This window comes from Aquimarina agarivorans, from assembly GCF_000218485.1.
GTDB classification, from domain to species: domain Bacteria; phylum Bacteroidota; class Bacteroidia; order Flavobacteriales; family Flavobacteriaceae; genus Aquimarina; species Aquimarina agarivorans.
This window is the reverse complement of sequence record NZ_AFPB01000162.1, coordinates 24,114-45,453: the sequence shown is the minus strand read 5'-3', so window position 1 is coordinate 45,453 and position 21,340 is coordinate 24,114. Positions and strand designations below refer to the sequence as shown.

20 protein-coding genes and 1 pseudogene are annotated in these 21,340 nt (G+C 31.5%); 16 read left to right on the top strand and 5 right to left on the bottom strand.

Features of this window, described 5'->3' with window-relative positions:
• Positions 1-96 precede the first annotated feature (96 nt).
• The 4 genes from GMC_RS0112590 (at position 97) to GMC_RS21335 (ending at position 3,888) form a co-directional block, all read left to right on the top strand.
• Entirely contained in the window at positions 97-1,761 is a 1,665-nt protein-coding gene (locus GMC_RS0112590; protein ID WP_010522476.1) for a sodium:solute symporter family protein, read from the top strand.
• A 1-nt stretch (position 1,762) separates the two neighbouring features.
• A complete protein-coding gene (locus GMC_RS0112585; RefSeq protein ID WP_040472545.1) occupies positions 1,763-2,752 on the top strand; it encodes a Gfo/Idh/MocA family protein in 990 nt (329 codons plus the stop codon).
• A 228-nt stretch (positions 2,753-2,980) separates the two neighbouring features.
• Positions 2,981-3,550, top strand: coding sequence for an L-threonylcarbamoyladenylate synthase (locus GMC_RS0112580; protein ID WP_010522474.1), 570 nt, complete (start codon positions 2,981-2,983; stop codon positions 3,548-3,550).
• Between the two features lie 152 nt (positions 3,551-3,702).
• Entirely contained in the window at positions 3,703-3,888 is a 186-nt protein-coding gene (locus tag GMC_RS21335) for a T9SS type A sorting domain-containing protein (protein WP_498365825.1), read from the top strand.
• Between the two features lie 41 nt (positions 3,889-3,929).
• Here GMC_RS21335 and GMC_RS0112570 read toward each other — a convergent pair whose 3' ends face one another.
• On the bottom strand, positions 3,930-6,038 hold the full coding sequence (locus tag GMC_RS0112570; protein WP_010522472.1) for a hypothetical protein: 2,109 nt from the start codon (positions 6,036-6,038) through the stop codon (positions 3,930-3,932).
• 315 nt (positions 6,039-6,353) lie between these two features.
• Between GMC_RS0112570 and GMC_RS0112565 the strand changes: the two genes are divergently transcribed.
• From GMC_RS0112565 to GMC_RS0112550, 4 genes are all read left to right on the top strand, one after another.
• Entirely contained in the window at positions 6,354-6,884 is a 531-nt protein-coding gene (locus GMC_RS0112565; RefSeq protein ID WP_010522471.1) for a hypothetical protein, read from the top strand.
• A gap of 158 nt (positions 6,885-7,042) precedes the next feature.
• The gene (locus GMC_RS0112560; RefSeq protein ID WP_010522470.1) at positions 7,043-7,672 is read left to right on the top strand and encodes a hypothetical protein; all 630 of its coding nucleotides are present in this window, start codon (positions 7,043-7,045) and stop codon (positions 7,670-7,672) included.
• Entirely contained in the window at positions 7,654-8,406 is a 753-nt protein-coding gene (locus GMC_RS0112555) for a sensor histidine kinase (RefSeq protein ID WP_010522469.1), read from the top strand. Before GMC_RS0112560 ends, GMC_RS0112555 begins: the two co-directional genes overlap by 19 nt.
• Positions 8,403-9,044 (top strand): response regulator transcription factor, encoded by a 642-nt coding sequence (locus tag GMC_RS0112550; protein ID WP_010522468.1) that lies wholly within the window; start codon positions 8,403-8,405, stop codon positions 9,042-9,044. Before GMC_RS0112555 ends, GMC_RS0112550 begins: the two co-directional genes overlap by 4 nt.
• Positions 9,045-9,102: 58 nt before the next feature.
• On the opposite strand, the gene GMC_RS0112545 is transcribed toward GMC_RS0112550, so the two are convergent.
• Complete coding sequence (locus GMC_RS0112545) at positions 9,103-9,786, bottom strand: TetR/AcrR family transcriptional regulator (RefSeq protein ID WP_010522467.1); 684 nt, start codon at positions 9,784-9,786, stop codon at positions 9,103-9,105.
• Between the two features lie 297 nt (positions 9,787-10,083).
• On the opposite strand from GMC_RS0112545, the gene GMC_RS0112540 reads away from it, so the two are divergent.
• Complete coding sequence (locus GMC_RS0112540; RefSeq protein WP_010522466.1) at positions 10,084-10,983, top strand: EamA family transporter; 900 nt, start codon at positions 10,084-10,086, stop codon at positions 10,981-10,983.
• Positions 10,984-11,011: 28 nt separating this feature from the next.
• On the opposite strand, the pseudogene GMC_RS19895 reads toward GMC_RS0112540, so the two are convergent.
• Both GMC_RS19895 and GMC_RS0112525 read right to left on the bottom strand, forming a co-directional pair.
• Positions 11,012-11,974 (bottom strand): annotated as a pseudogene (locus GMC_RS19895) (prolyl oligopeptidase family serine peptidase); the annotation flags it as partial.
• Positions 11,975-12,035: 61 nt separating this feature from the next.
• Positions 12,036-12,884: a sugar-binding domain-containing protein gene (locus GMC_RS0112525; RefSeq protein ID WP_010522463.1), complete on the bottom strand. Its 849-nt coding sequence runs from the start codon at positions 12,882-12,884 to the stop codon at positions 12,036-12,038.
• 89 nt (positions 12,885-12,973) lie between these two features.
• Here GMC_RS0112525 and GMC_RS0112520 point away from each other — a divergent pair, with 89 nt between their 5' ends.
• Together GMC_RS0112520 and GMC_RS0112515 are read left to right on the top strand one after the other, a co-directional pair.
• Positions 12,974-13,861, top strand: a complete 888-nt coding sequence (locus tag GMC_RS0112520) for an AraC family transcriptional regulator (protein WP_010522462.1) — start codon at positions 12,974-12,976, stop codon at positions 13,859-13,861.
• A gap of 220 nt (positions 13,862-14,081) precedes the next feature.
• Positions 14,082-14,627 (top strand): hypothetical protein, encoded by a 546-nt coding sequence (locus tag GMC_RS0112515; protein WP_010522461.1) that lies wholly within the window; start codon positions 14,082-14,084, stop codon positions 14,625-14,627.
• Here GMC_RS0112515 and GMC_RS0112510 read toward each other — a convergent pair.
• Positions 14,624-15,883: an NAD(P)/FAD-dependent oxidoreductase gene (locus tag GMC_RS0112510; protein WP_010522460.1), complete on the bottom strand. Its 1,260-nt coding sequence runs from the start codon at positions 15,881-15,883 to the stop codon at positions 14,624-14,626. The two genes, GMC_RS0112515 and GMC_RS0112510, sit on opposite strands and share 4 nt — an antisense overlap.
• 556 nt (positions 15,884-16,439) lie before the next feature.
• On the opposite strand from GMC_RS0112510, the gene thrS reads away from it, so the two are divergent.
• The 5 genes from thrS to GMC_RS0112485 all read left to right on the top strand — a co-directional run bounded on the left by thrS (position 16,440) and on the right by GMC_RS0112485 (position 20,831).
• Positions 16,440-18,389, top strand: coding sequence for a threonine--tRNA ligase (thrS, locus tag GMC_RS0112505; protein WP_010522459.1), 1,950 nt, complete (start codon positions 16,440-16,442; stop codon positions 18,387-18,389).
• A gap of 61 nt (positions 18,390-18,450) precedes the next feature.
• Complete coding sequence (infC, locus tag GMC_RS0112500; RefSeq protein ID WP_094766294.1) at positions 18,451-18,975, top strand: translation initiation factor IF-3; 525 nt, start codon at positions 18,451-18,453, stop codon at positions 18,973-18,975.
• Between the two features lie 103 nt (positions 18,976-19,078).
• The gene (gene rpmI, locus GMC_RS0112495) at positions 19,079-19,276 is read left to right on the top strand and encodes a 50S ribosomal protein L35 (protein WP_010182162.1); all 198 of its coding nucleotides are present in this window, start codon (positions 19,079-19,081) and stop codon (positions 19,274-19,276) included.
• A 132-nt stretch (positions 19,277-19,408) separates the two neighbouring features.
• Positions 19,409-19,753, top strand: coding sequence for a 50S ribosomal protein L20 (gene rplT, locus GMC_RS0112490; protein ID WP_010522457.1), 345 nt, complete (start codon positions 19,409-19,411; stop codon positions 19,751-19,753).
• 301 nt (positions 19,754-20,054) lie between these two features.
• A complete protein-coding gene (locus tag GMC_RS0112485; protein WP_010522456.1) occupies positions 20,055-20,831 on the top strand; it encodes an HAD-IIA family hydrolase in 777 nt (258 codons plus the stop codon).
• Positions 20,832-21,340: the final 509 nt, after the last annotated feature.

Here is a 21,340-nt window from a genome sequence, read left to right as displayed (position 1 = left end):
CTAATTTTAAGTGGGAAAAATGGTATACGTGGGTTTTAATTGCTAATCTAGTATACATTATTTTCTTTTTTTGGTTATCAAAATAGTCACAGTTTTATGAGTGGAATTGATTGGTTAATACTTTTACTTACCCTTGGATTTATTGTTGGTTACGGAGTTTGGAAAACCAGAGCGGTGACTACAGCACATGAATATATTAAAGGGGATGAAAAAACGCCTTGGTGGGCAATCGGACTTTCGGTAATGGCAACCCAAGCCAGTGCAATTACTTTTTTATCCACACCGGGACAAGCCTATTTTTCGGGCATGGGCTTTGTTCAATTTTATTTTGGATTGCCATTAGCCATTGTAATTATTTGTTTAATTTTTATTCCACTTTATAAAAAATTAAAGGTTTACACAGCTTATGAATATTTAGAGTCTCGTTTTGATAAAAAAACACGAGTACTAACTGCCGTTTTATTTTTAATTCAGCGTGGTTTAGCCACTGGGATTACCATTTATGCTCCTTCAATAGTACTTTCAGTTGTTTTAGGTTGGCCTTTAGTGTGGTTAAACATATGCGTTGGAGTATTGGTTATTATTTATACGGTAAGTGGCGGTACAAAAGCTGTTACTGTAACCCAAAAACAACAAATGGCAGTAATTTTTGCCGGTATGTTTGCTGCCTTTTTTATTATTTATACTTCCCTGCCCAATGATATGAATTTGTATAAAGCCTTCTGTTTGGCTAAAGCAAATGATAAAATCAATTTAATCAATACCTCTTTTGATTTAAAAAACAGGTATACTATTTGGACTGGACTAATTGGAGGAACTTTTTTAATGCTTTCCTATTTTGGAACCGATCAAAGTCAGGTGCAGCGTTATTTATCAAGTAAATCTATCAGGGAAAGTCAGTTGGGATTATTATTCAACGCGCTATTAAAAGTACCAATGCAGTTTTTTATACTATTTGTTGGTGTAATGGTATTTGTTTTTTATCAATTTAATACTGCGCCTTTAAGTTTTAATCCGCAGGCCGAAAAAGCGGTGATGGATTCCAGCCAAGCAGCTGCTTACGTTACCCTAAAAAATGAAAAAGAGAGTTTAGAGTTGGCAAAACAGAAAATTTATAAATCGTATCATAATTATGATGATAATGAGGGTTTAGCAGATCAATTACAGGCATTAAATTTTAAATTACAAAAAAATAAAGAAGCCTCTATTACTTTAATTGATATGGTTGCTCCTGAAGTGGAATCTAACGATAAAGATTACGTGTTTATACACTTTATTTTGCATCATTTACCTAAGGGACTCATTGGGTTATTACTTGCAGTGATCCTTTCAGCAGCTATGTCCTCCACTGCATCGGAATTAAATGCCCTTGCTACTACTACAGTTGTGGATTTGTATCAACCAAATGTTTCACAGCCTAAAAAAGGGACGCAATTAATGAATTTAACCAAGTTAACTACTTTAATTTGGGGGATAATCGCCATAGCTGTAGCTTGTATTGCACCATTATTTGATAATTTAATTCAGTTAGTCAATATTATAGGATCAATTTTTTACGGAAACATTTTGGGCATTTTTCTCATTGCTTTTTTCTTTAAAAAAATAACCTCTAATGCAGTTTTTATTGGGGCATTACTCACACAATTCATTGTTATGGGTGTTTACTTTTCGGATATATTGCCGTTTTTATGGTTAAATTTATTAGGATGTGTATTGGTAATTTTACTTGCTGCAATACTATCAAATTTTAAAAAAAAATAAGTTGAGTACTACAAGACAAATACATTGGGGAATATTAGGTTTAGGAAATATTGCCAACACTTTTGCTAGCGATTTACAGTTTGTAACTAATGCAAAATTGTTAGCAGTTGCTAGTCGAAACCACGAAAAAGCTGCAGCTTTTAAAGAAAAATACGGAGCTCAAAAAGCTTATAATAACTATCAAGCTTTGGCAGAAGATCCTGAAATTGATATTATTTACGTGGCTACGCCACATGTTTTTCATTTTGAAAACGCAAAATTATGTCTTGAAAATGGAAAAGCTGTTTTATGTGAAAAACCCATGACCATGAGTGTCGCCCAAGTTAAAACGCTATGTCAAATTGCTATTGATAATAATTGCTTGCTCATGGAAGCAATGTGGACTACTTTTTTACCTAATTTTACCCGTTTAAAGGAGCTTGTCGTTTCCGAGAGCTTGGGGAAAATTACACAATTAAAGGCTGATTTCGGATTTAAATCTGACTTTGATCCTATGAGTCGGTTATTTGATAAAAAACTAGGTGGTGGAAGTATTTTTGATATTGGAATTTATCCTATTTATGCTTGTTTGACACTACTAGGAAAACCTGATTCAATTTCTACAAACGCAGTCATAGGAACTACTGGGGTTGATGAAAGCTGTACCATGAAATTTACTTACCACAATTCAGTTGAGGCGCATCTATTTAGTAGCTTACGCGAGAATACACCCACCTCAGTGGAAATTCAATTTGAAAATGGATCAGCAATTTTAGGTCCTCAATTTTATGGCCCTACTGAATTAAAAATTGTAGATAAAAACGGCAATGAAACTACTTACCCAAAGTATGAGCAAGGAAATGGGTATCAATTTGAAGCAATGCACATGCAATCTTTAATTAATGAAAAAAAGTTAGAAAGTCCTGTGATGACACATGCTAAAAGCATTGAATTGGCTGAGCATATAGAAGCGGTTATAAAAAAAATTGGTACTGATTATAAAATTACTTAGTCAAGACGTTTAATCCATTTCTAAAATTTTATTTCTAGTAAAAAAAAGTTCTTTATCCCCTGATGCTTGAATTGGATCTAATAGAATTTCCTTTTTAGTAACAATATGTGTAAAATTAGTTTAAGCATACTTAACGAACAATTACACTACAGTACCTTCCCTTCTTTTGAAATATAGGTCAAAAATGTAGACTTTTAAGTATTTTTGTAGCTCATTAATTTTTTGTGCATGATTGATCTTAAACTAGAAACGGAAACCATTATTACTCACTTAAAACGCGGAGGAATTATTTTATATCCTACTGATACCGTATGGGGATTAGGTTGCGACGCTGTAAATAGTGATGCCATTGATAAATTAAATAAAATAAAACAACGTGGTGCAGACAAGTCATTAATTTGTTTAGTCAGCGACTTTAAAATGCTACAACAATACGTGGAAGAAGTTCCTGAAGTAGCTTACGACGTGTTGAAATATGCCAAAAAACCAACAACTATTATCTATGATAATCCGATAAGAGTTGCCGAAAACATCATTGCTTCAGATAATTCTTTAGGAATCCGAGTAGTTAGAGATCCTTTTGTTGGAAAACTAATTCGAAAATTTAAAAAGCCTTTAGTTTCAACTTCAGCCAATTTTAGCGGAAACCCTACACCTAAAACTTTTGAAGATATTAATCCAGAACTTATAAAATTGGTGGATTATGTGTGTAAAACTCCTTTAAATAGTAAACATAAAAAACCTTCTGCAATAATAAAAATTGGCTCAGATTCAACTGTTAAAATCATTAGGAAATAATTTCACTCAATAATACTTAATTAACTAATTACTAATTATTTATAAATATATTGAGTTTTTAAAAGTAGGAATAATTATACAAAAAACAAACTTCGTTAAAAAAGTTAAAATAATTTAAGTTTTTACATAAATTATAGACTAATAAGCAAACAATAAACCTTTTAGTCATGATTTTAGAAAATATAAGTGTATTAGGCCCCAATGGTGAAGTTATTGAAGCAAAAGAACTTTCACGAAAACGAAAACGGATTGATATCTCCAAACTTTCATCAGGAAAGTATATCATAAAAATTATGAAAAAAGGAGGCACCTTGGTAAAACAATTAATAAAAAAGTGATGGATTAGCTTCCATCACTTTTTTATGAAAACTTGAAAATTTTATTTTATTATAAAACCTACATGTTCACTTATTGCCCTTTTCCCAACAATACTACTATTTACAATGGTTCGATCAGTTGCAATAACGTGAATAACATAGCCACATGGCTTTAATTTAGTAGCATCTATAGAAAATGTGCCATTAAAATAGTCCCGATTACTATCTTGATCATCAAATTTTATACTTATTCCATTTACGGTAACAGCATCAGATGATGATGTAAGCGTTGCCGTTACATGATTTTGTCCATTGGGTACTAATTTTAAAGAAATAGCTCCCAAATGTCGGTCGTTTTTAACACTAAACCCCCCTTCAATAGGCTGTTTACCAGAAAATGATTTACAACCGCCAGGTAGTATAGTTTCGGTACTTGTAATTTTAATTGAAGCTTCTGGTTTGTCTTTATCTACAAAAAATGAAATGGCGTCACTTTTAGTTCCGGTTTCACTTTCAATATAAATTTCATGAATTCCATAACTAGTAGGATTGATAACCGCTAAAATATCATCATTGACACGTTTAATTAGATTTCCTGTAGTTTTTGGCAAATAATTATAATAGCCTCCCACGGGTTGTTGTGCAACAGTTGATCTGGTTCTGGTTCCGTTTACTGTATCCCAAGTGGTAAGTACTACTTTAAAGTTTTTATTTAGTGGCAATGGTGACTGCCCTGGCTCTTTTAAAAATACTTTATATTTGGCATTGGTAGATGGATTTAAAATTTCTCCAGTAATGTAAATTTTGCCATCAAAAGGGCTGTAATTAGCTTGAATATTATTTCCCATACCACTAGCACCTTCAGCCAATCCCGAAGTTGGAAAAATAATATCAGTATCTACACCACCTAAGCTTTCAATCCATGGTTGATTTTTAATACCATCTATATTTTTAGAAAAAGGCTTAATTTCGACGGTACAAATTTCCCAATCTCCATAGGTAGCTACAAAATTGGGATCATTGGCAGTTGGAGGTGTATTCCATGAAAGGATGCCTTTCACTTTTGCGCGACCTTCTTTACAATACGCTTTTTGCCATGGAGTAAGGTCAATTGGCAAATAAGTGTTATACCAAAGACCTGTTTTTGGAATATCTTTAATATCATACACCGTAACTGATGAAGTTCCCATAAACTTCCACCCTTTTCCGAAGTCCATATAAAAAGCAACATATTCATTACTCCCTTGGCTGCATAAATCGCCTGAGTATCCTGACGCTTTCTTAATATGTATATCGGCATGCAATTCATTAAGTTTTCTATTTAAACTTACGCATTTTAGCTCTTCATAATTGGTATTGAACTTTGGGGTTTTTAAAATAGTTAACGCTTTTTTTGAAATGTCAATTTTGGCAGCATTGATCAATTTTTTACTTAAGATAATATCTTTGTAATTAAGCACTGTACTTTTTAATGCCATGGATGCCAATCTAGACTCATCAACATCTTTGTATACCTTTTTTAAACTGGCTAAATCAATTTTTTTATTAAACTTACTAAACGATAATGGTGGGAGTCCAGTAGGAATTAAAGTATTATTAATGCTAATTGGATTTTTTAAAATTGGATCAATTTGAAACTTTGCTTTAGGCGCTATTTGAATCCTAGCTTCTATTACAGATCCCCAAACTGGAGTAAAATTAGGTGTTTCAGCAGGAGGATCAATATTCCATGATAAAATAGCTCTTACATTAGGTAACACAGGAGTTTGTGCACAACTGTTTGTAATTTTTGGGTTAATTTTTAATTTTAAGCCATAACATAATCCTTTGTGGTCCTCAATGTCATGAATTTTAAAGCTACTAAGTCCCAAATCTTCCCAGCTATTGTCATTATTATAATCAATATAGAATCTTACATATTCAGTACTTCCTGATTTACAATGACTTCCCAAATAGCCCGATTGATTTTTTATAAACACCGAAGCTCTTAACTCCTTATTTTCTGGGTGATAGCTAATACATTTTAATTCCTCATAAGTATTTGAAAAAACGATAGTTTTTACTGGTTTACCAAAAATATTTGGATCTAAATTTCCATAATAATTTAAGTTTGAAAGTAAATTTAATTTATACCCCGATCTGTCATCTAATTTTAATTCCTTAATCTCCATAATTTTAAGTTTTAAATTATATTATTTGAATGAAGTAAAATTAGCTTGTTAAGTCATGATTTATAATAGTTTAAAAACTGATAATCAATAGTGTTATACTTCTGTTTTTTTTCTTGAAAACACTATACAAATCAGAAGTATTGCTGCCTAATGAACGGTAATTATTACCAAATAATTTAAATTTTTCTTTATATAACGAAGTGCTTTTTGGAGATCCAATGGCGATTCTCCTATGCATAAAGGGGGAAAACACCCTTTTATAACTTGCTAAAAGCAAATACATTGCACCTATCAAAAACCATAAACTTAAATATCATGAAAATTAAAAAAGTAATTAATGGAACAATTTTAATAGCAATTTTTATTAATGCGGTGGCATTTAACTCATGCGAAGATAAAGCTAGAGAAATTAAAGCTCCAGAGGGAACAATTACCTTGAAAGAAGCACATCAACTTGAACAACGTTATATTAAAACGCGCCATTCAATAATTAATAAAGCACTTGGTTTTGATGGTTATAAAATGCAAGACTCCAGAGAAGTTTGGTTTTCGTTGGAGAGAATGAAAGAATATATTAAATATGTTGAGGCAACTGCGGATAAAGAAGGTTATAAAGAATTAGGCTTACGCTTTTACTTTGGAGTATACCCTGATACTAACGAAAATATAGGGTATACTACCTTATTTGCAGTACCAACTACTACAAGTATACCTGGTGGCAAAAGTCATATACAATCAAATTTAGTTCCTACATCAGATCATGAAAAAAGCGAAAATATGCAGAATGCTAAGGCTTTAAACTTAGGTGGATCAGGACACCCTCCTAAAAACGTGCTTGCTCAATAAACGCATATAATTTTACTTTTAAAGTTCGTAGAAAAAAAATTAAATAATAAACTAATGAATACTAATTAAAAATGATTAATGAAACCCTTGCTTAGATATTTTTCTTTCAATTAAAATACCTAAGGATTTAATAGAGAAACACAGTAAACATTCAATTCATGAAAAGTCCCCAATTTTTTTTGCTCAGTATTCATTTTGTCGAATTAGTAACAGCTATTACTATCAGTTTAGTTTGGAATAAGTACAAGCATACTACAGAGCGAAAATTTATCTATTTTTTTTGGATTGTTTTTTTTGTAGATACTTTAGGAACTACCATGGCTTATATCACTAAAATTAATAATCAATTTATTTACAATAGTTTATTAATTTTTTATTTTGTGTTTTTTACTATTTGGTATAAATCAGTATTAAAAAACAAAAATCAGCTTTTGGCCATAGTATTGGTTATTTATCTAATTTTGTTGGGAATCTCTTTCGTAAAAGAAGGATTTACTGAAACACTACAAACTATAAGTTATTTTGGAACCTGTTTGGCTGTCATTACTTATGCTGTTTCTTACTACTTTCAATTGCTAAATAGCGAAAAAATTTTAGGATTAAAAACCAATTTGCCCTTTTGGATTACAATGGGGAACATCATTTACTTTGTTGGTTTGCTTCCATTAGTTCTTTTTCAAAAATATCTAAATATAAGCCTGTTAAGTTATTCAATTATTTTAACTTTATTGAACTGGGTGACTTATACTTGTTACATTTTAGGTTTTACATGGATGAAAAACAAATAAATGAGCTGTTTTTAATGTTTTCAATAGTTGCAATTTTAATTGCAATTGTTTTAGTTACTTTATTTATTGTTTTTCAAAAACGAAAAAATAAATTACTACTCCAACAAAAAGAAGCAGAGAAACATTACGAGAAAGAAATTAACTCGTCCAAAATTGAAATAAGAGAAGAAGCTTTTAGAAATATTAGTTGGGAATTGCATGATAATATTGGACAGTTAATTACGCTGGCTAAATTGCAAATTCAAAATGATGATGATAAACAATTAGTTGATAAAACACTCACAAAAGCATTGACCGAGTTACGTGTGCTGTCTAAATTAGCTAATCCCGAAGCTTTAAAAGCCATTTCATTTGTTGATGCATTGGAACAAGAAATTAATAGATTTAATCGCTTAAATTATTTAAAAGCCAACATAAAAATTGAAGGAAAGGTAAACGTATTAGATTCAAAGGTAGAAACTGTTTTATTTAGAATTTTACAAGAGTTTTTTTCAAACACTATAAAACATGCAAAAGCAACTGAATTATCCTTAACTTTAAATTATACCAATAATCAATTACAAATTTGTATTAGTGATAATGGTATCGGATTTAATAGTGAAAAAACTGATAATCGGGGTATTGGATTAAGTAATATTGATAAACGAGCACAACTTATTGGAGCTAAATCCGAAATCACCTCATTATTAAATGAAGGAACAAAATTGACTATAACTTATTTTTATAACTCATGAAAACTATTAGTGTTGTAGTTGTAGATGATTACATTTTGCTTGCACAAGCTATAAGTAGTTTGGTAAATTCCTTTAACCAATTTACTACTAAATACCTGTGTAGTAACGGTCAGGAACTACTAGACCGTATAGCATCCGAAAAATTACTACCAGATATTGTACTTATGGATGTAAATATGCCCATTTTAAATGGAATAGAAACCACTAAACAACTTACTCAATTATACCCTTCTATAAAAGTATTGGCTTTATCTGTTGAAGATGATGAGGATACTATAATAAAAATGCTTAAAGCAGGAGCTAAAGGATATTTATTAAAGGACGTTCAAAAAACCATTCTAGAAAAAGGATTGCATGAGCTTATGAACAGTGGTTTTTATTACACAAAAGATGTGTCAAATTTATTAGTTAATTCGTTAAATGGTAATACAAAAAAAATTCAATTAAAAGATAGAGAAATTGAATTTTTAAAATTGGTTTGTACTGAAATGACTTACAAACAAATAGCTGAAAAAATGTTTTTAAGTCCAAAAACCATAGACGGTTACAGGGATGTTCTCTTCGAAAAATTACATACCCGAAACCGCATTGGTTTAGTTATTTATGCTATTAAGCATAAAATTTTCGATATCTTATAATAATCAATATTTGGTTATTGTTTTAAATACATAAAGTTGGATCGAGTTTTAATAATGGCTACCCTTCTTTTTTTTCAACCAAGCTATTAATTATTTCGTTTTGATTAATATAAGTATTGTCGTAAGACCTAATAAAAGCATTTTTGATTTCGTAATATTCTTCTAATCCTTTTTCCGTTAGGTATGGTAATAAAAGATTCCATAAAAAATCTACAAAATGATATTTATTTTCGACATAATCAACACTATCAATAATTTGTTGTTGTGACTGCCAAAAAGTACCTATCATCCATATGGAATGAATCAACTTTTTATAGCAAGACATTCTATTTTGAGGTATAAACCTTTCTGTCTCTACGTAATAGTTGATTAGACTATAAGCCTCTTCAAATCTTTGTATGCTGGATTTGTTATGTAATTTAGCAAGTAGGGGGTAATTTTTAACAGCATAAACAATTTCCTTAAAAAAGAATGTGTATTTACACTGTAAATTTTCGTATCTCAATAATATATTATACAAATGATGTAGTGTAATTTGACTATACTGAGGAACAGAAAATTGTAGGGATTCGGCGTACATATCTTCATAAATACACGCTAGTAACAGTTCTTTTGTTTTATAGTGAACACATAAATTCTCTTCACTAACATCTAAAGAATCTGCAATTTGTTTCATGGAAACGGAGGAAATTCCATGGCAATTGAATAAACAAATTGCTTCGTTTTTTATCAGTTGTTTCATTGTTGGTTAACTTAATTATATCCTAAAATTACTGTATGTTTAAGTCTAACGCAAATAATACTTTAAAAGTCTGACTAAAAATACGTATATTATAATTTTTGCCGCTAGCTACATCGTTTTTTATTGTTTTCCTACACCAAAAATTTCTAAATAATAAATTCTTACACCTATAAAATGGTGTTGTTCAATCCTATTAAATTTATTTTTTTATAAAATAGACCATAAATTATAAGGCTATAATCCCGTAAAAAGCTTTAAAAATTTTGCTTAAAAATTTTTAAAAGTATCTTCGCGCCCATGTGGATGTATTTAGGACTTTTGGCTTCTTTATTTTTGGGGCTTCACAACTTGTGTAAAAAACATGCAGTAAAAAACAATGAAGTTTTCCCCGTACTTTTAGGAACAATAAGTGCCGGTTTTTTGTTACTACTCCCTTTGGCTATACTATCGTTTTACAACGTAAATTACGCCAAGGAAATAGGATTTTACATTACTCCTATTTTATGGAAAATTCATGGCTTTATTTTTATAAAGTCATTAATCATGGCTAGCTCATGGATTTTAGCTTACCAAGCGCTAAAACATTTGCCTATAACCATTGTAACTCCTATTAGATCCGCAGGTCCTTTTTTTACTTTTTTAGGTGCACTTTTTATTTACAATGAAAATCCAAATTCATGGCAATGGATTGGCTTTTTTTTGATTTTAATTTCGGTTGTAATTTATTCTCAATTAGGGAAAAAAGAAGGCATTATTTTTAAGAAAAACAAATGGATTTTTGCCATAATAGCTGCTACCTTTTTAGGTGCTTCAAGCGGATTATATGACAAATTTTTAGTACAAAGCTTACATTTAAATCCGCAAACTTTGCAGTTCTGGTTTTGTTTTTACACTACTTTGATACTTGTATTACTTTTATCGTTTACATGGTTTCCTTACGGAGAAAAAAGGCAACAATTTAAATGGCGCTGGTCCATACCAGCCGTTGGAATTTTATTGCAAATGGCAGATTATTTTTATTTTAAGGCACTACAAGATCCAGAAGCATTAATTATGCTACTTTCTGCCATTAAAAGAAGCCAAATATTAATTTCAGTAATCATTGGAGGTATCATTTTTAAAGAAAAAAATAAGCGTAAAAAATTAGTCCCCTTGCTTGGCATTATGCTAGGCGTAGGTTTAATTTTATACGCTTAAATTTTAAACGGTACTTTTTTCTAATTTATTATTCCGATATCCCTTCCAAATCAAACATAAAGGCATATTCAAGAGCGGTACGTTTATACCTAGCAAATCGACCTGAAGCTCCACCGTGACCTGTTTCCATATTAGTATCTAAAATAAGTAAATTATCATCAGTTTTTAATTCACGTAATTTGGCAGCCCACTTAGCGGGTTCCCAATATTGTACTTGGCTATCCCAATACCCCGTAGTAATTAAAATATTAGGATAATCTTTTGCGGTAACATTATCATAAGGTGAATAAGAAAGCATGTATTTATAATATGTTTTATCCTTAGGGTTACCCCACTCATCAAATTCAAATGTAGTTAGCGGAATGGTTTCATCCATCATTGTAGAAACCACATCAACAAAAGGAACTGCAGCTAATACGCCATTCCATAATTCAGGTTTCATATTCAAAATGGCTCCCATCAATAAACCTCCGGCGCTTCCACCTTCTGCATACAAATGTTTAGGACTTGTATATTTTTGCTCAATTAATAGCTCTGCAGCCGCAATAAAATCAGTAAACGTATTTTTCTTTTTTAACAGTTTGCCATCCTTGTACCAGTACCGTCCCATTTCTTGTCCACCTCTTATATGAGCTAAAGCATAAACAAATCCTCTGTCCAATAAACTGAGTCTTGTGGAACTAAAATAAGGTTCGGCACTACTACCATAAGATCCTTAAGAATATAATAACAACGGTGTTTCACTATTTACTTTTAAGCCTTTTTTATAAACAAGTGATATTGGAATTTTTGTGCCATCGCTGGCTGTGGCAAATTTTCTTTCGGAAACGTAATTACTTTTATCAAAATTTGGATCAACCACTTCCTGTTCTTTTAAAACTTTTTGTGTTTTAGTATTCATGTCATACTCAATAGTACTAAACGGAGCAGTTAAAGAGGTATAAGTGTAGCGCAAATTACTCGTGTCAAAATCTCTATTTGTTGAAGCGTATACAAACTTAATAGAAGGTATTTTGGAGAGAAAATCTTTGACAGGCTAGTAATAGCTAGCATTACAGCAAATGGACACTAAGCGGATATACATTAATTAATTTAACTTTTAAATGATATAAATTAGGTGCTTGGACTGACCATAAAATCGGATCATTCAGTTCCAATACACTTGTATTTAAACTCTTATTTGTTAATTGATGTTTTGTGAATACTAATTTTCCTAACCTATCAAAAATTTGGTATTCAATATCAAATTTAGCTTTAGGTGAAGCTGGTTTAATTTCCAAATCTGTGTTTACAACTATAGTTGCAATATTTTCTTCTACTTTATTAGCTAGTATATGTATTCCATTCAATTTAAAATGACAAGGGTTAGTTTTAATTAATCTTACTTTTCGATAAATACCCGATCCAGTATACCAACGCGAATCTGTATAGGCATCATGATTGACCTTTACTGCTATTATATTTTGCTTGTTTTTAAAATTTAAATAAGGAGTTAAATTATATGAAAAAGTACTGTATCCATTAGGACGAGTACCCAATAAATGACCATTAATCCACACGCTGGAGTTATTGTAAACCCCATCAAACATAATTTGTATTTTCTTTTTTTTATCTTTTTCAGAAAGTGAGAATGTTTTCCGATACCACCCTATTCCTCCTATTACAAAACCAGTACTACACGCCGTTTTGCCTTCTTTTTGATATCCATTTTCAATACTCCAATCATGTGGCAGGTTAAGTACTTGCCACATATTGTCATTAAATTCAGTTGACTGCGCATTCTCAACATCCCCCAGATGAAATTTCCAATTTGCATTAAAATTGATAACATTACGAACAGGTAAATTTTTTGCAAGGATACCCGAAAAAAATAAAAGTAAACAGTGAAAAATAATTTTCATAAATTGATAATATAGTACAAAACTATAACAATATAGTAGCAGAAAATTATACTAAATTTGCTGTAAATTATATTAAATTAACCTTTAGCATGAGCCAGTTTGATAAAATTTCTGTTTCATTAGAAAAAATAGAAAAACCAATACATTCATCATTTCACACAGGTATATACAAACAACCTTACTTTAGTGGATCATGGCATTATCATCCTGAAATTGAATTACTATCCATTACTAGCGGTTTTGGTAAATTGTTGGTTGGAGATCATGTGGGTCAATTTGAACAAGACGATTTAGTGCTTTTGGGTGGTTTGTTACCTCATGCTTGGATTCCGGATGAAATTTATTTAAAAGAAGATTCCACCAAGTATTGCGAATCGATTTATGTGCAATTTAATAAAAAGATTTTCGGGTCTTTTTTTGTTAGTGTCCCTGAATTAAAAGGTGTAAGAAAAGCACTTAATTATTCCGAACGTGGACTTAAAATTACGGGAAAACACAAAAAAGAAATTAATTTTTTATTACGTAAAATTCCAGAATTAAATCCGTTTGAACAATTATTACAATTATTGAAAATTTTAAATTTAGTAAGTATTTCAGACTACCAACCTTTAGTTTCTGAAAATTATTTGAAAAAAAGCTTTTATTTTAAATCCAATAGGATGTTAAAGATTCACGAATTTTTAATGGAAAATTACAAACGTGAAATTCATATTCAAACCTGTGCCGATATTGCAAATATGACGATTTCTTCTTTTTGTAGGTTTTTTAAAAATGAAACACACACTACCTTTTCAAATTACCTAAATATAATACGTATTGATGTAGCCAAAAAATTATTAGCAAATACTGATTACGCAATTAAAGAAATTGGTTATGAATGTGGTTACAATTCCACTCCTTATTTTAATAAGCAATTCAAAAAAATTGTTGGGTGTACCCCTTTTCAATATCGTAAAACTCATTTAAAATTATCTTAGCAATCTATTTTAAATTAATTACCGTAAGCAATGCTGGCAAAAGATTGTAACACAAGGCAAATTCAAAAATCTGTTTTTAAGAAAAAAAACCATTGAAAATGGCTACAAATTTAAATTTACATTAAATATATATTATGTTTTTTGTTAGGCGTGCATAATAATTTGAACCCTGTTTTTTGTTTAATACTTTTACTTTGTTATTAAAACATTGAACCCCCACATGCAAAAAACTACCTTAAGCGTTTACATGATTTTTCTAAGTTCATTTGTATTTGCTCAAAAATACATTGATATGACTGCGCAATTATCTAATATTGAAGGTAACTTAGTTATCGACGGAAATATCTTAAAAAAAGAATACGACACACGAGAAGAAATAATTATTACTGGAAAAAATATGATAGTACAAGACAAATCTGGTTTTGTATTCAATAACGTCATAATTCAGCTATCAGGCGGCTTAATTGTTGAGGCTGAAAGTCATGTGTATCCAAAAATATTGGATAGTTATATTTTTTGTAAGTACGCTGAAGGAATTACTTCAAAAAATATCATTCAAAGGTCTAACTTAAAACATGTGAACCTGCAAAAAGTAAAATACCTAAAAAAAATTACTGGCAATCCCGAAATCTGGATCTTTGACCGCTCAGGAAAGTCAGTTTATAAGGGTTTGAAAAATGAAATTAATGATCTGATTGTACCTATAGCTCGTTACGATGTAAAAATAAAAGGGCGTACATTTGATGAGGCGGTACTTTTTTACTAATCTTTATCAAAGCGCCTGATAATTAACCCTAAAGGTCTATCATAGGTGAAATAATTGGACATCCAATCGATTAAAGCAACCAATTTGTTTCTAAATCCAACAAGTGAGAATATGTGTACAAACATCCAAACATACCAAGCAAAAGCTCCTTGAAACTTAAATTTAGGCAAATCTACCACTGCTTTATTTCTTCCAATAGTTGCCATACAACCTTTGTCATGGTAATTAAAAGGGGTCATTTGTTTTCCCTTTAAGGATAGTAACATATTTTTAGCTAACAATTCGCCTTGCTGTTGGGCAACAGGCGCTAGCATGGGTAAACCGTAAGCATTCGTGTCAGTAACGTGGCTGGCTACATCACCAATAGCGTATATATTAGTACTCCCAACAACCCTATTAAATTCATCCACTTTTATACGGTCACCTCGCATTATTACATCTTCAGGCAATCCTTCAATTAGCGTTCCTTTTACTCCTGCTGCCCATATAACAGTATCTGTTTTAAACTTTTCGCCCGTTTTTAAAACTAACAAATCACCATCGTAATCCGTAACACGCGAATTTAATTTAACATCCACCCCCATGGCTTCTAAAAACTCCAAACTTTTTGACGAGGCTTCTTCGGACATTGATTTAAGTAACCTTGGAGAAGATTGATACAAATGTATTTTCATTTTAGACACATCTAAATCAGGAAAATCTCGCGGAATCACATGTTTTTTCATTTCAGCAATAGCACCAGCAACTTCAATACCTGCTGGGCCACCACCAACTATTGCGATACTTATAATTTCATCGACAGTTTCACCTTCCCATTTTACAAGAGCGCGTTCTAAATTTTGAAAAATAAAGCTTCGAATATCTAAAGCCTCTGGGACACTCTTTAAAGACAGTAAATGTTTTTTTGTTTCCTCACTAAAATTAAAAAAATTTGTTTTACTCCCTGTAGCAATAATTAATTGATCGTATTTTATTACTCCTAATGAGGTATGTAAAGTATTGTCTTTAGCTTCAATACTATTTACTTTCGCCATGCGAAAACGTATGTTTCGGCATCCTCGTAAAATACGCCTTACTGGGTATGCAATACTATATGGCTCCAATCCTCCTGTGGCTATTTGGTATAATAGTGGCTGAAAATTGTGAAAATTATTTTCGTCCAGCACAAGCACATCCACTTTTTTGTTTTTCAAATATTTAGCCATTGAAATTCCAGCAAAACCTGCTCCAATAATTACAATTTGTTTATTAGTCATATTAAAAACGAAACTTATCTTAATAAATGGGTTGGAAACTTATCTTGTAAAAATACTAATTTGGAAACTATATATTTTTTACAAAAGGATTTTTCTGGCGTTCTTTTAATAAAAATTTTGAACTTACTGACGAGATGGTTTTAAATTATTAGCTCACCTTACACATTATTATATTTTGAAATTGTTATTGTGCTACTCCAGGTGTTGATAAAATTTGTAGCTCCTGATACGCTACTTGCTGTGCTGCTAAATATATATGAGCTTTCGTGGCTAAATAATTTTAATGGTTTATTGCTTTAACCATTCAAATTTTGTGTAGGCTATTATTGATAACATATAATGGTTCATTTGAGTTTTCATTGTTTTTGTAGAAAATTTAGCAAAACCTGTATTACTATTTATGGATTCATGAAATTTCTTTATGCCTAACTGTTTTTTATAGACTGTATTTATCTTATCATACGATTAGTTCAAATCATTCTGCAAATCTTCTTCTCACCACAACAAACAGTAAAAAAATAGTAATTATATTTGCTACCATTAACTTAATTATTTTATGATCAATATAACTTTACCAGACGGATCGGTAAGAAATTACGAAAGCGGTATCACCGCCATGGATGTTGCTAAAGATATTAGTGAGGGATTTGCCCGCAATGTGCTTTCAGCAAGCTTTAATGAATCAACCATTGAAACAAGCACCCAATTAACCACCGATGGTAACTTAACACTTTATACCTGGAATGACGAAGCTGGTAAAACTGCTTTCAGACATTCATCAGCCCACGTTTTGGCGCAAGCTTTAGAACAACTGTACCCTGGCGTAAAATTAAGCATAGGTCCCGCAATTGATAATGGCTTTTATTATGACGTTGATTTGGGGGATCAAACAATTTCGGATAAAGATTTTGCCGCCATTGAAAAACGAATGCTTGAAATAGCTCGTGGAAAACACACTTTTGAATTAACCTCAGTATCTAAAGACGAGGCATTAGCAAAATATAAAGAACAAGGCAACGAATACAAAGTTGAATTGATTGAAAACCTGGAAGATGGTACAATTACATTTGTACAACATGATACGTTTACCGATTTATGCCGAGGCGGACACTTACCTCATACAGGTTACATAAAAGCCGTTAAATTAATGAGCATTGCTGGCGCTTATTGGCGTGGTGATGAAAATAATAAACAGTTAACACGTGTATACGGAACTTCGTTCCCTAAACAAAAGGATTTAAAAGCTTATTTAGAATTATTAGAAGAAGCTAAACGTAGGGATCACAGAAAATTAGGCAAGGAGTTGGAGTTATTTACTTTTTCTAAACGGGTAGGCCAAGGCTTACCGTTATGGTTACCAAAAGGAGCTGCTTTACGCGAACGTTTAGAAAACTTCTTAAAAAAAGCACAAAAAAAGGCGGGCTATGAAATGGTAGTAACACCACATATTGGTCAAAAAGAACTCTATGAAACTAGCGGTCATTACGCAAAATATGGCGAAGATAGCTTTCAACCTATTACAACGCCTGCCGACGACGAAGAGTTTTTGTTAAAACCCATGAACTGTCCACACCACTGTGAAATTTATAAAAGTGGTCCTTGGTCTTATCGTGATTTACCTAAGCGATATGCCGAATTTGGCACCGTTTACCGATACGAGCAAAGTGGCGAACTCCATGGATTAACGCGTGTTCGAGGTTTTACTCAGGACGATGCACATATTTTTTGTACTCCAGACCAATTGGATAATGAGTTTAAAAAAGTAATTGACTTAGTACTTTACGTATTTGGATCGCTTGGTTTTGATAATTTTACGGCTCAGGTATCAGTCAGAGATCTCAAAAAACCTGAAAAATATATTGGAAGTGTTGAGAACTGGGAAAAAGCTGAAAATGCAATTATTAACGCAGCCCAAGAAAAAGGATTAGATTACGTTATTGAAAGTGGCGAAGCTGCTTTTTACGGTCCTAAGCTTGATTTTATGGTAAAAGACGCATTAGGACGTAGTTGGCAGTTGGGAACTATACAAGTGGATTACAACCTTCCTGAGCGTTTTGAATTAACATACAAAGGCTCTGACAATGAATTACATCAACCTATAATGATTCACAGAGCACCATTTGGAAGTATGGAGCGCTTTATTGCAATTCTTTTAGAACATACTGGGGGTAATTTCCCACTTTGGCTTATGCCAGAACAAGCAATTATATTATCATTAAGTGAAAAATATGAAAAATATGCGGAAAAAGTTTTAAATGTACTAGAAAATTACGAAATTCGCGCACTTGTAGATAATAGAAACGAGACCATTGGTAAAAAAATTCGTGAAGCAGAAATGAAAAAATATCCATTTATGCTTATTATTGGAGAAAATGAAGAGAAAAATGGCACAGTTTCTGTACGTCAACATGGTAGTAAAGATGACTTAGGAAGTATTTCTATTGAAGCTTTCGCAGAAGTTGTCACTAAAGAAATTGAAAAAACACTAGTCGTTTTTAACGGATAAATTAATATTAACTAAAACATTTTTAGCCATAGCAATTCGAAGAAAAAGATCTAAAAGACCTATTAGGGAAATAAAGGAAGATCCTCATAAGATTAACCGATACATAAGAGCAGAACAAGTACGTCTTGTTGGTGATAATGTAGAAATTGGTGTATATGATACACGCAAAGCTTTACGTATGGCCGAAGAACAAGAACTTGATCTTGTTGAAATTTCACCTAAAGCAGTTCCTCCTGTTTGTAAAATAATGGACTATAAAAAGTTCCTTTATGAACAAAAGAAAAGGGATAAAGCCTTAAAATCAAAAGCAACCAAAGTTGTTGTTAAGGAAATTAGATTTGGACCTAATACGGATGAACATGATTATGCCTTTAAAAAGAAACATGCTGAAAAATTCCTTCAAGAAGGTGCAAAACTAAAAGCTTATGTATTTTTTAAAGGACGTTCAATCATCTATAAAGATCAAGGACAAATCCTTTTGTTAAAGTTAGCACAGGAGCTGGAAGAATTAGGTAAAGTAGAGCAAATGCCAAAGTTGGAAGGTAAGCGTATGATTATGTTTATTGCTCCAAAAAAATCAAAATAATTCTGATAAAGAATTATCACCATCTATTTTGGATTGGCATTTTTGTCAGTCCGAAATAATTGTATATAGATATAGCGAGATTTTTATATAAAAACAGGATATTATGCCTAAAATGAAGACAAAATCTAGTGCTAAAAAGCGTTTTAAGCTTACTGGTACTGGTAAAATTAAAAGAAAGCACGCGTTTAAAAGTCATATTTTAACAAAAAAGTCTAAAAAACGTAAGCTTGCATTAACCCATGATGGATTAGTGCACAAAAATGATGAAGCTAACATATTAACACAATTACGTTTAAAGTAATTCAATTTTAAGTTAGCCAATCGGTTAAAATTATTATAAACCCAGGAGTCGGGCTAAATAAATTAAACTGTCAAAGTGTTATTTATTTAAGAAAGTATCAAAAGATCGCCTGCTACTAAAAAATTTAAAATTATGCCTAGATCAGTAAATTCTGTAGCCAAAAGAGCTCGTAGAAAAAAGGTGCTTAAACAAGCAAAAGGATACTTCGGACGTCGTAAAAACGTTTGGACAGTAGCTAAAAACGCGGTGGACAAAGCAATGTCTTATGCTTACAGAGACCGTAGAAATAAGAAAAGAACTTTCCGTGCTTTATGGATTACCCGTATAAATGCAGGAGCAAGACAAGAAGGATTGTCTTACTCTCAGTTTATGGGGAAATTGAAAGCCAATAATATTGAGCTTAACCGTAAAGTATTAGCTGATTTAGCTATGAACAACCCAGAGGCGTTCAAAGCTATTGTTGCACAAGTAAAATAATTTATTTCTAAACCATAGAAATCTCGATATATTAAAAGGCTATCATTAATTTGGTAGCCTTTTTTTAATTAATGATCTAAGAAATTACAATAAATCTCTTTTTACTTTTTTAGCTTTCTATAAGCGCCATTACTATATTTACAATTTGAAATAATTATTTTTAATAAACGCTTACTATTGATCAAACAAAAAGTCGTTCAAAAGCGTAATAAGCAAGTGCAAAACGAATAATTAATATGAATTTCATTCTACTTTATAATATTCGTATTACTTTTATAAATCTATCAAATAGGTAAAAATAATGAGCAAAGGATTTTTAATTGATATGGACGGAGTTATTTACAGCGGAAATAACGCCATCCCTGGAGCAAAAGAATTCATTACAAAATTACAAGAAGAAAATATCCCTTTTCTTTTTATGACTAACAATAGCCAAAGAGCAGCCATTGATGTAGTAAACAAACTAAAACCAATGGATATTCACGTACAGGAGGAAAACGTGTATACTAGCGCCATGGCAACTGCTTGGTTTTTATCTTTTATGAAACCAAATGGTACCGCCTACGTTTTAGGCGAAGGTGGATTGATATCCAGTCTGCACGAAAATGGATATTCAATGGTGACTCAAGACCCAGATTATGTAGTAATTGGTGAGGGTAGAAATTTTACTCTGGAAATGGCAAATAAAGCTGTAGATATGATTCTTTCAGGTGCCAAATTGGTTGCTACAAATCTAGATCCTTCTCCAAAGAAAAAAGGTTGGGATAATTTAGGAATTACAGCTATTGTAAGAATGATTGAAGAAGCTACAGGTATTAAAGCTTTTTCCGTTGGAAAACCTAGCCCTGTGATGATGCGTGCAGCAAGAAAAAAATTAGGCTTATCAACCGATGAAACTATTGTTATAGGAGACACCATGGATACTGATATATTAGGATCCATACAAATGGGTTATAAAACCATCCTAACACTTTCAGGAATTACCAAAAAAGAGTCATTAATTAAATACGCTTTTGAGCCCGACATGGTGGTAAATTCATTAGCTGATGTCAATCTGGAGGAGTTACTTAAAGAATAGTACACCTCTTCCCTATCCAATCAAGCTTATTCTAAAATTCGTACGATACAAAAAAACCTAATACAATCATATTAGGTTTTTCTATTTAGAATACATCTGTTGTAGTAAAATAATACCATTTCCTGTATGAATTTATCTTAAATAAAAATGATGAGTTTGGGAATTGTACAAATCAGAAAAAATAAGTATCGCATGTGCTACGGTTCTTTTTTATGTTGACGTAGAATTTTTAAAGGCTCATTTTAATTCGGCAAATTAAAAATGGTTCTTTATCCCTTTATACTTAAAAATAAGAATTCCTAAATTCTATTGGAATAATGCAAAATTGGAATCGGTATTTTCTATTTCTGACTAAGCAAAATTCAAGTCAATACACCCTAAAAAAATAAGTTTCCATCGCTTGACTGGTATTTCTCTTTTAAGTTACGCAAAATTTATATTTCAATTCCTCATAAACTCTTTAACCATAATTTTTGCGGATTATGGAAATAAACTTGCGAAATATTTAA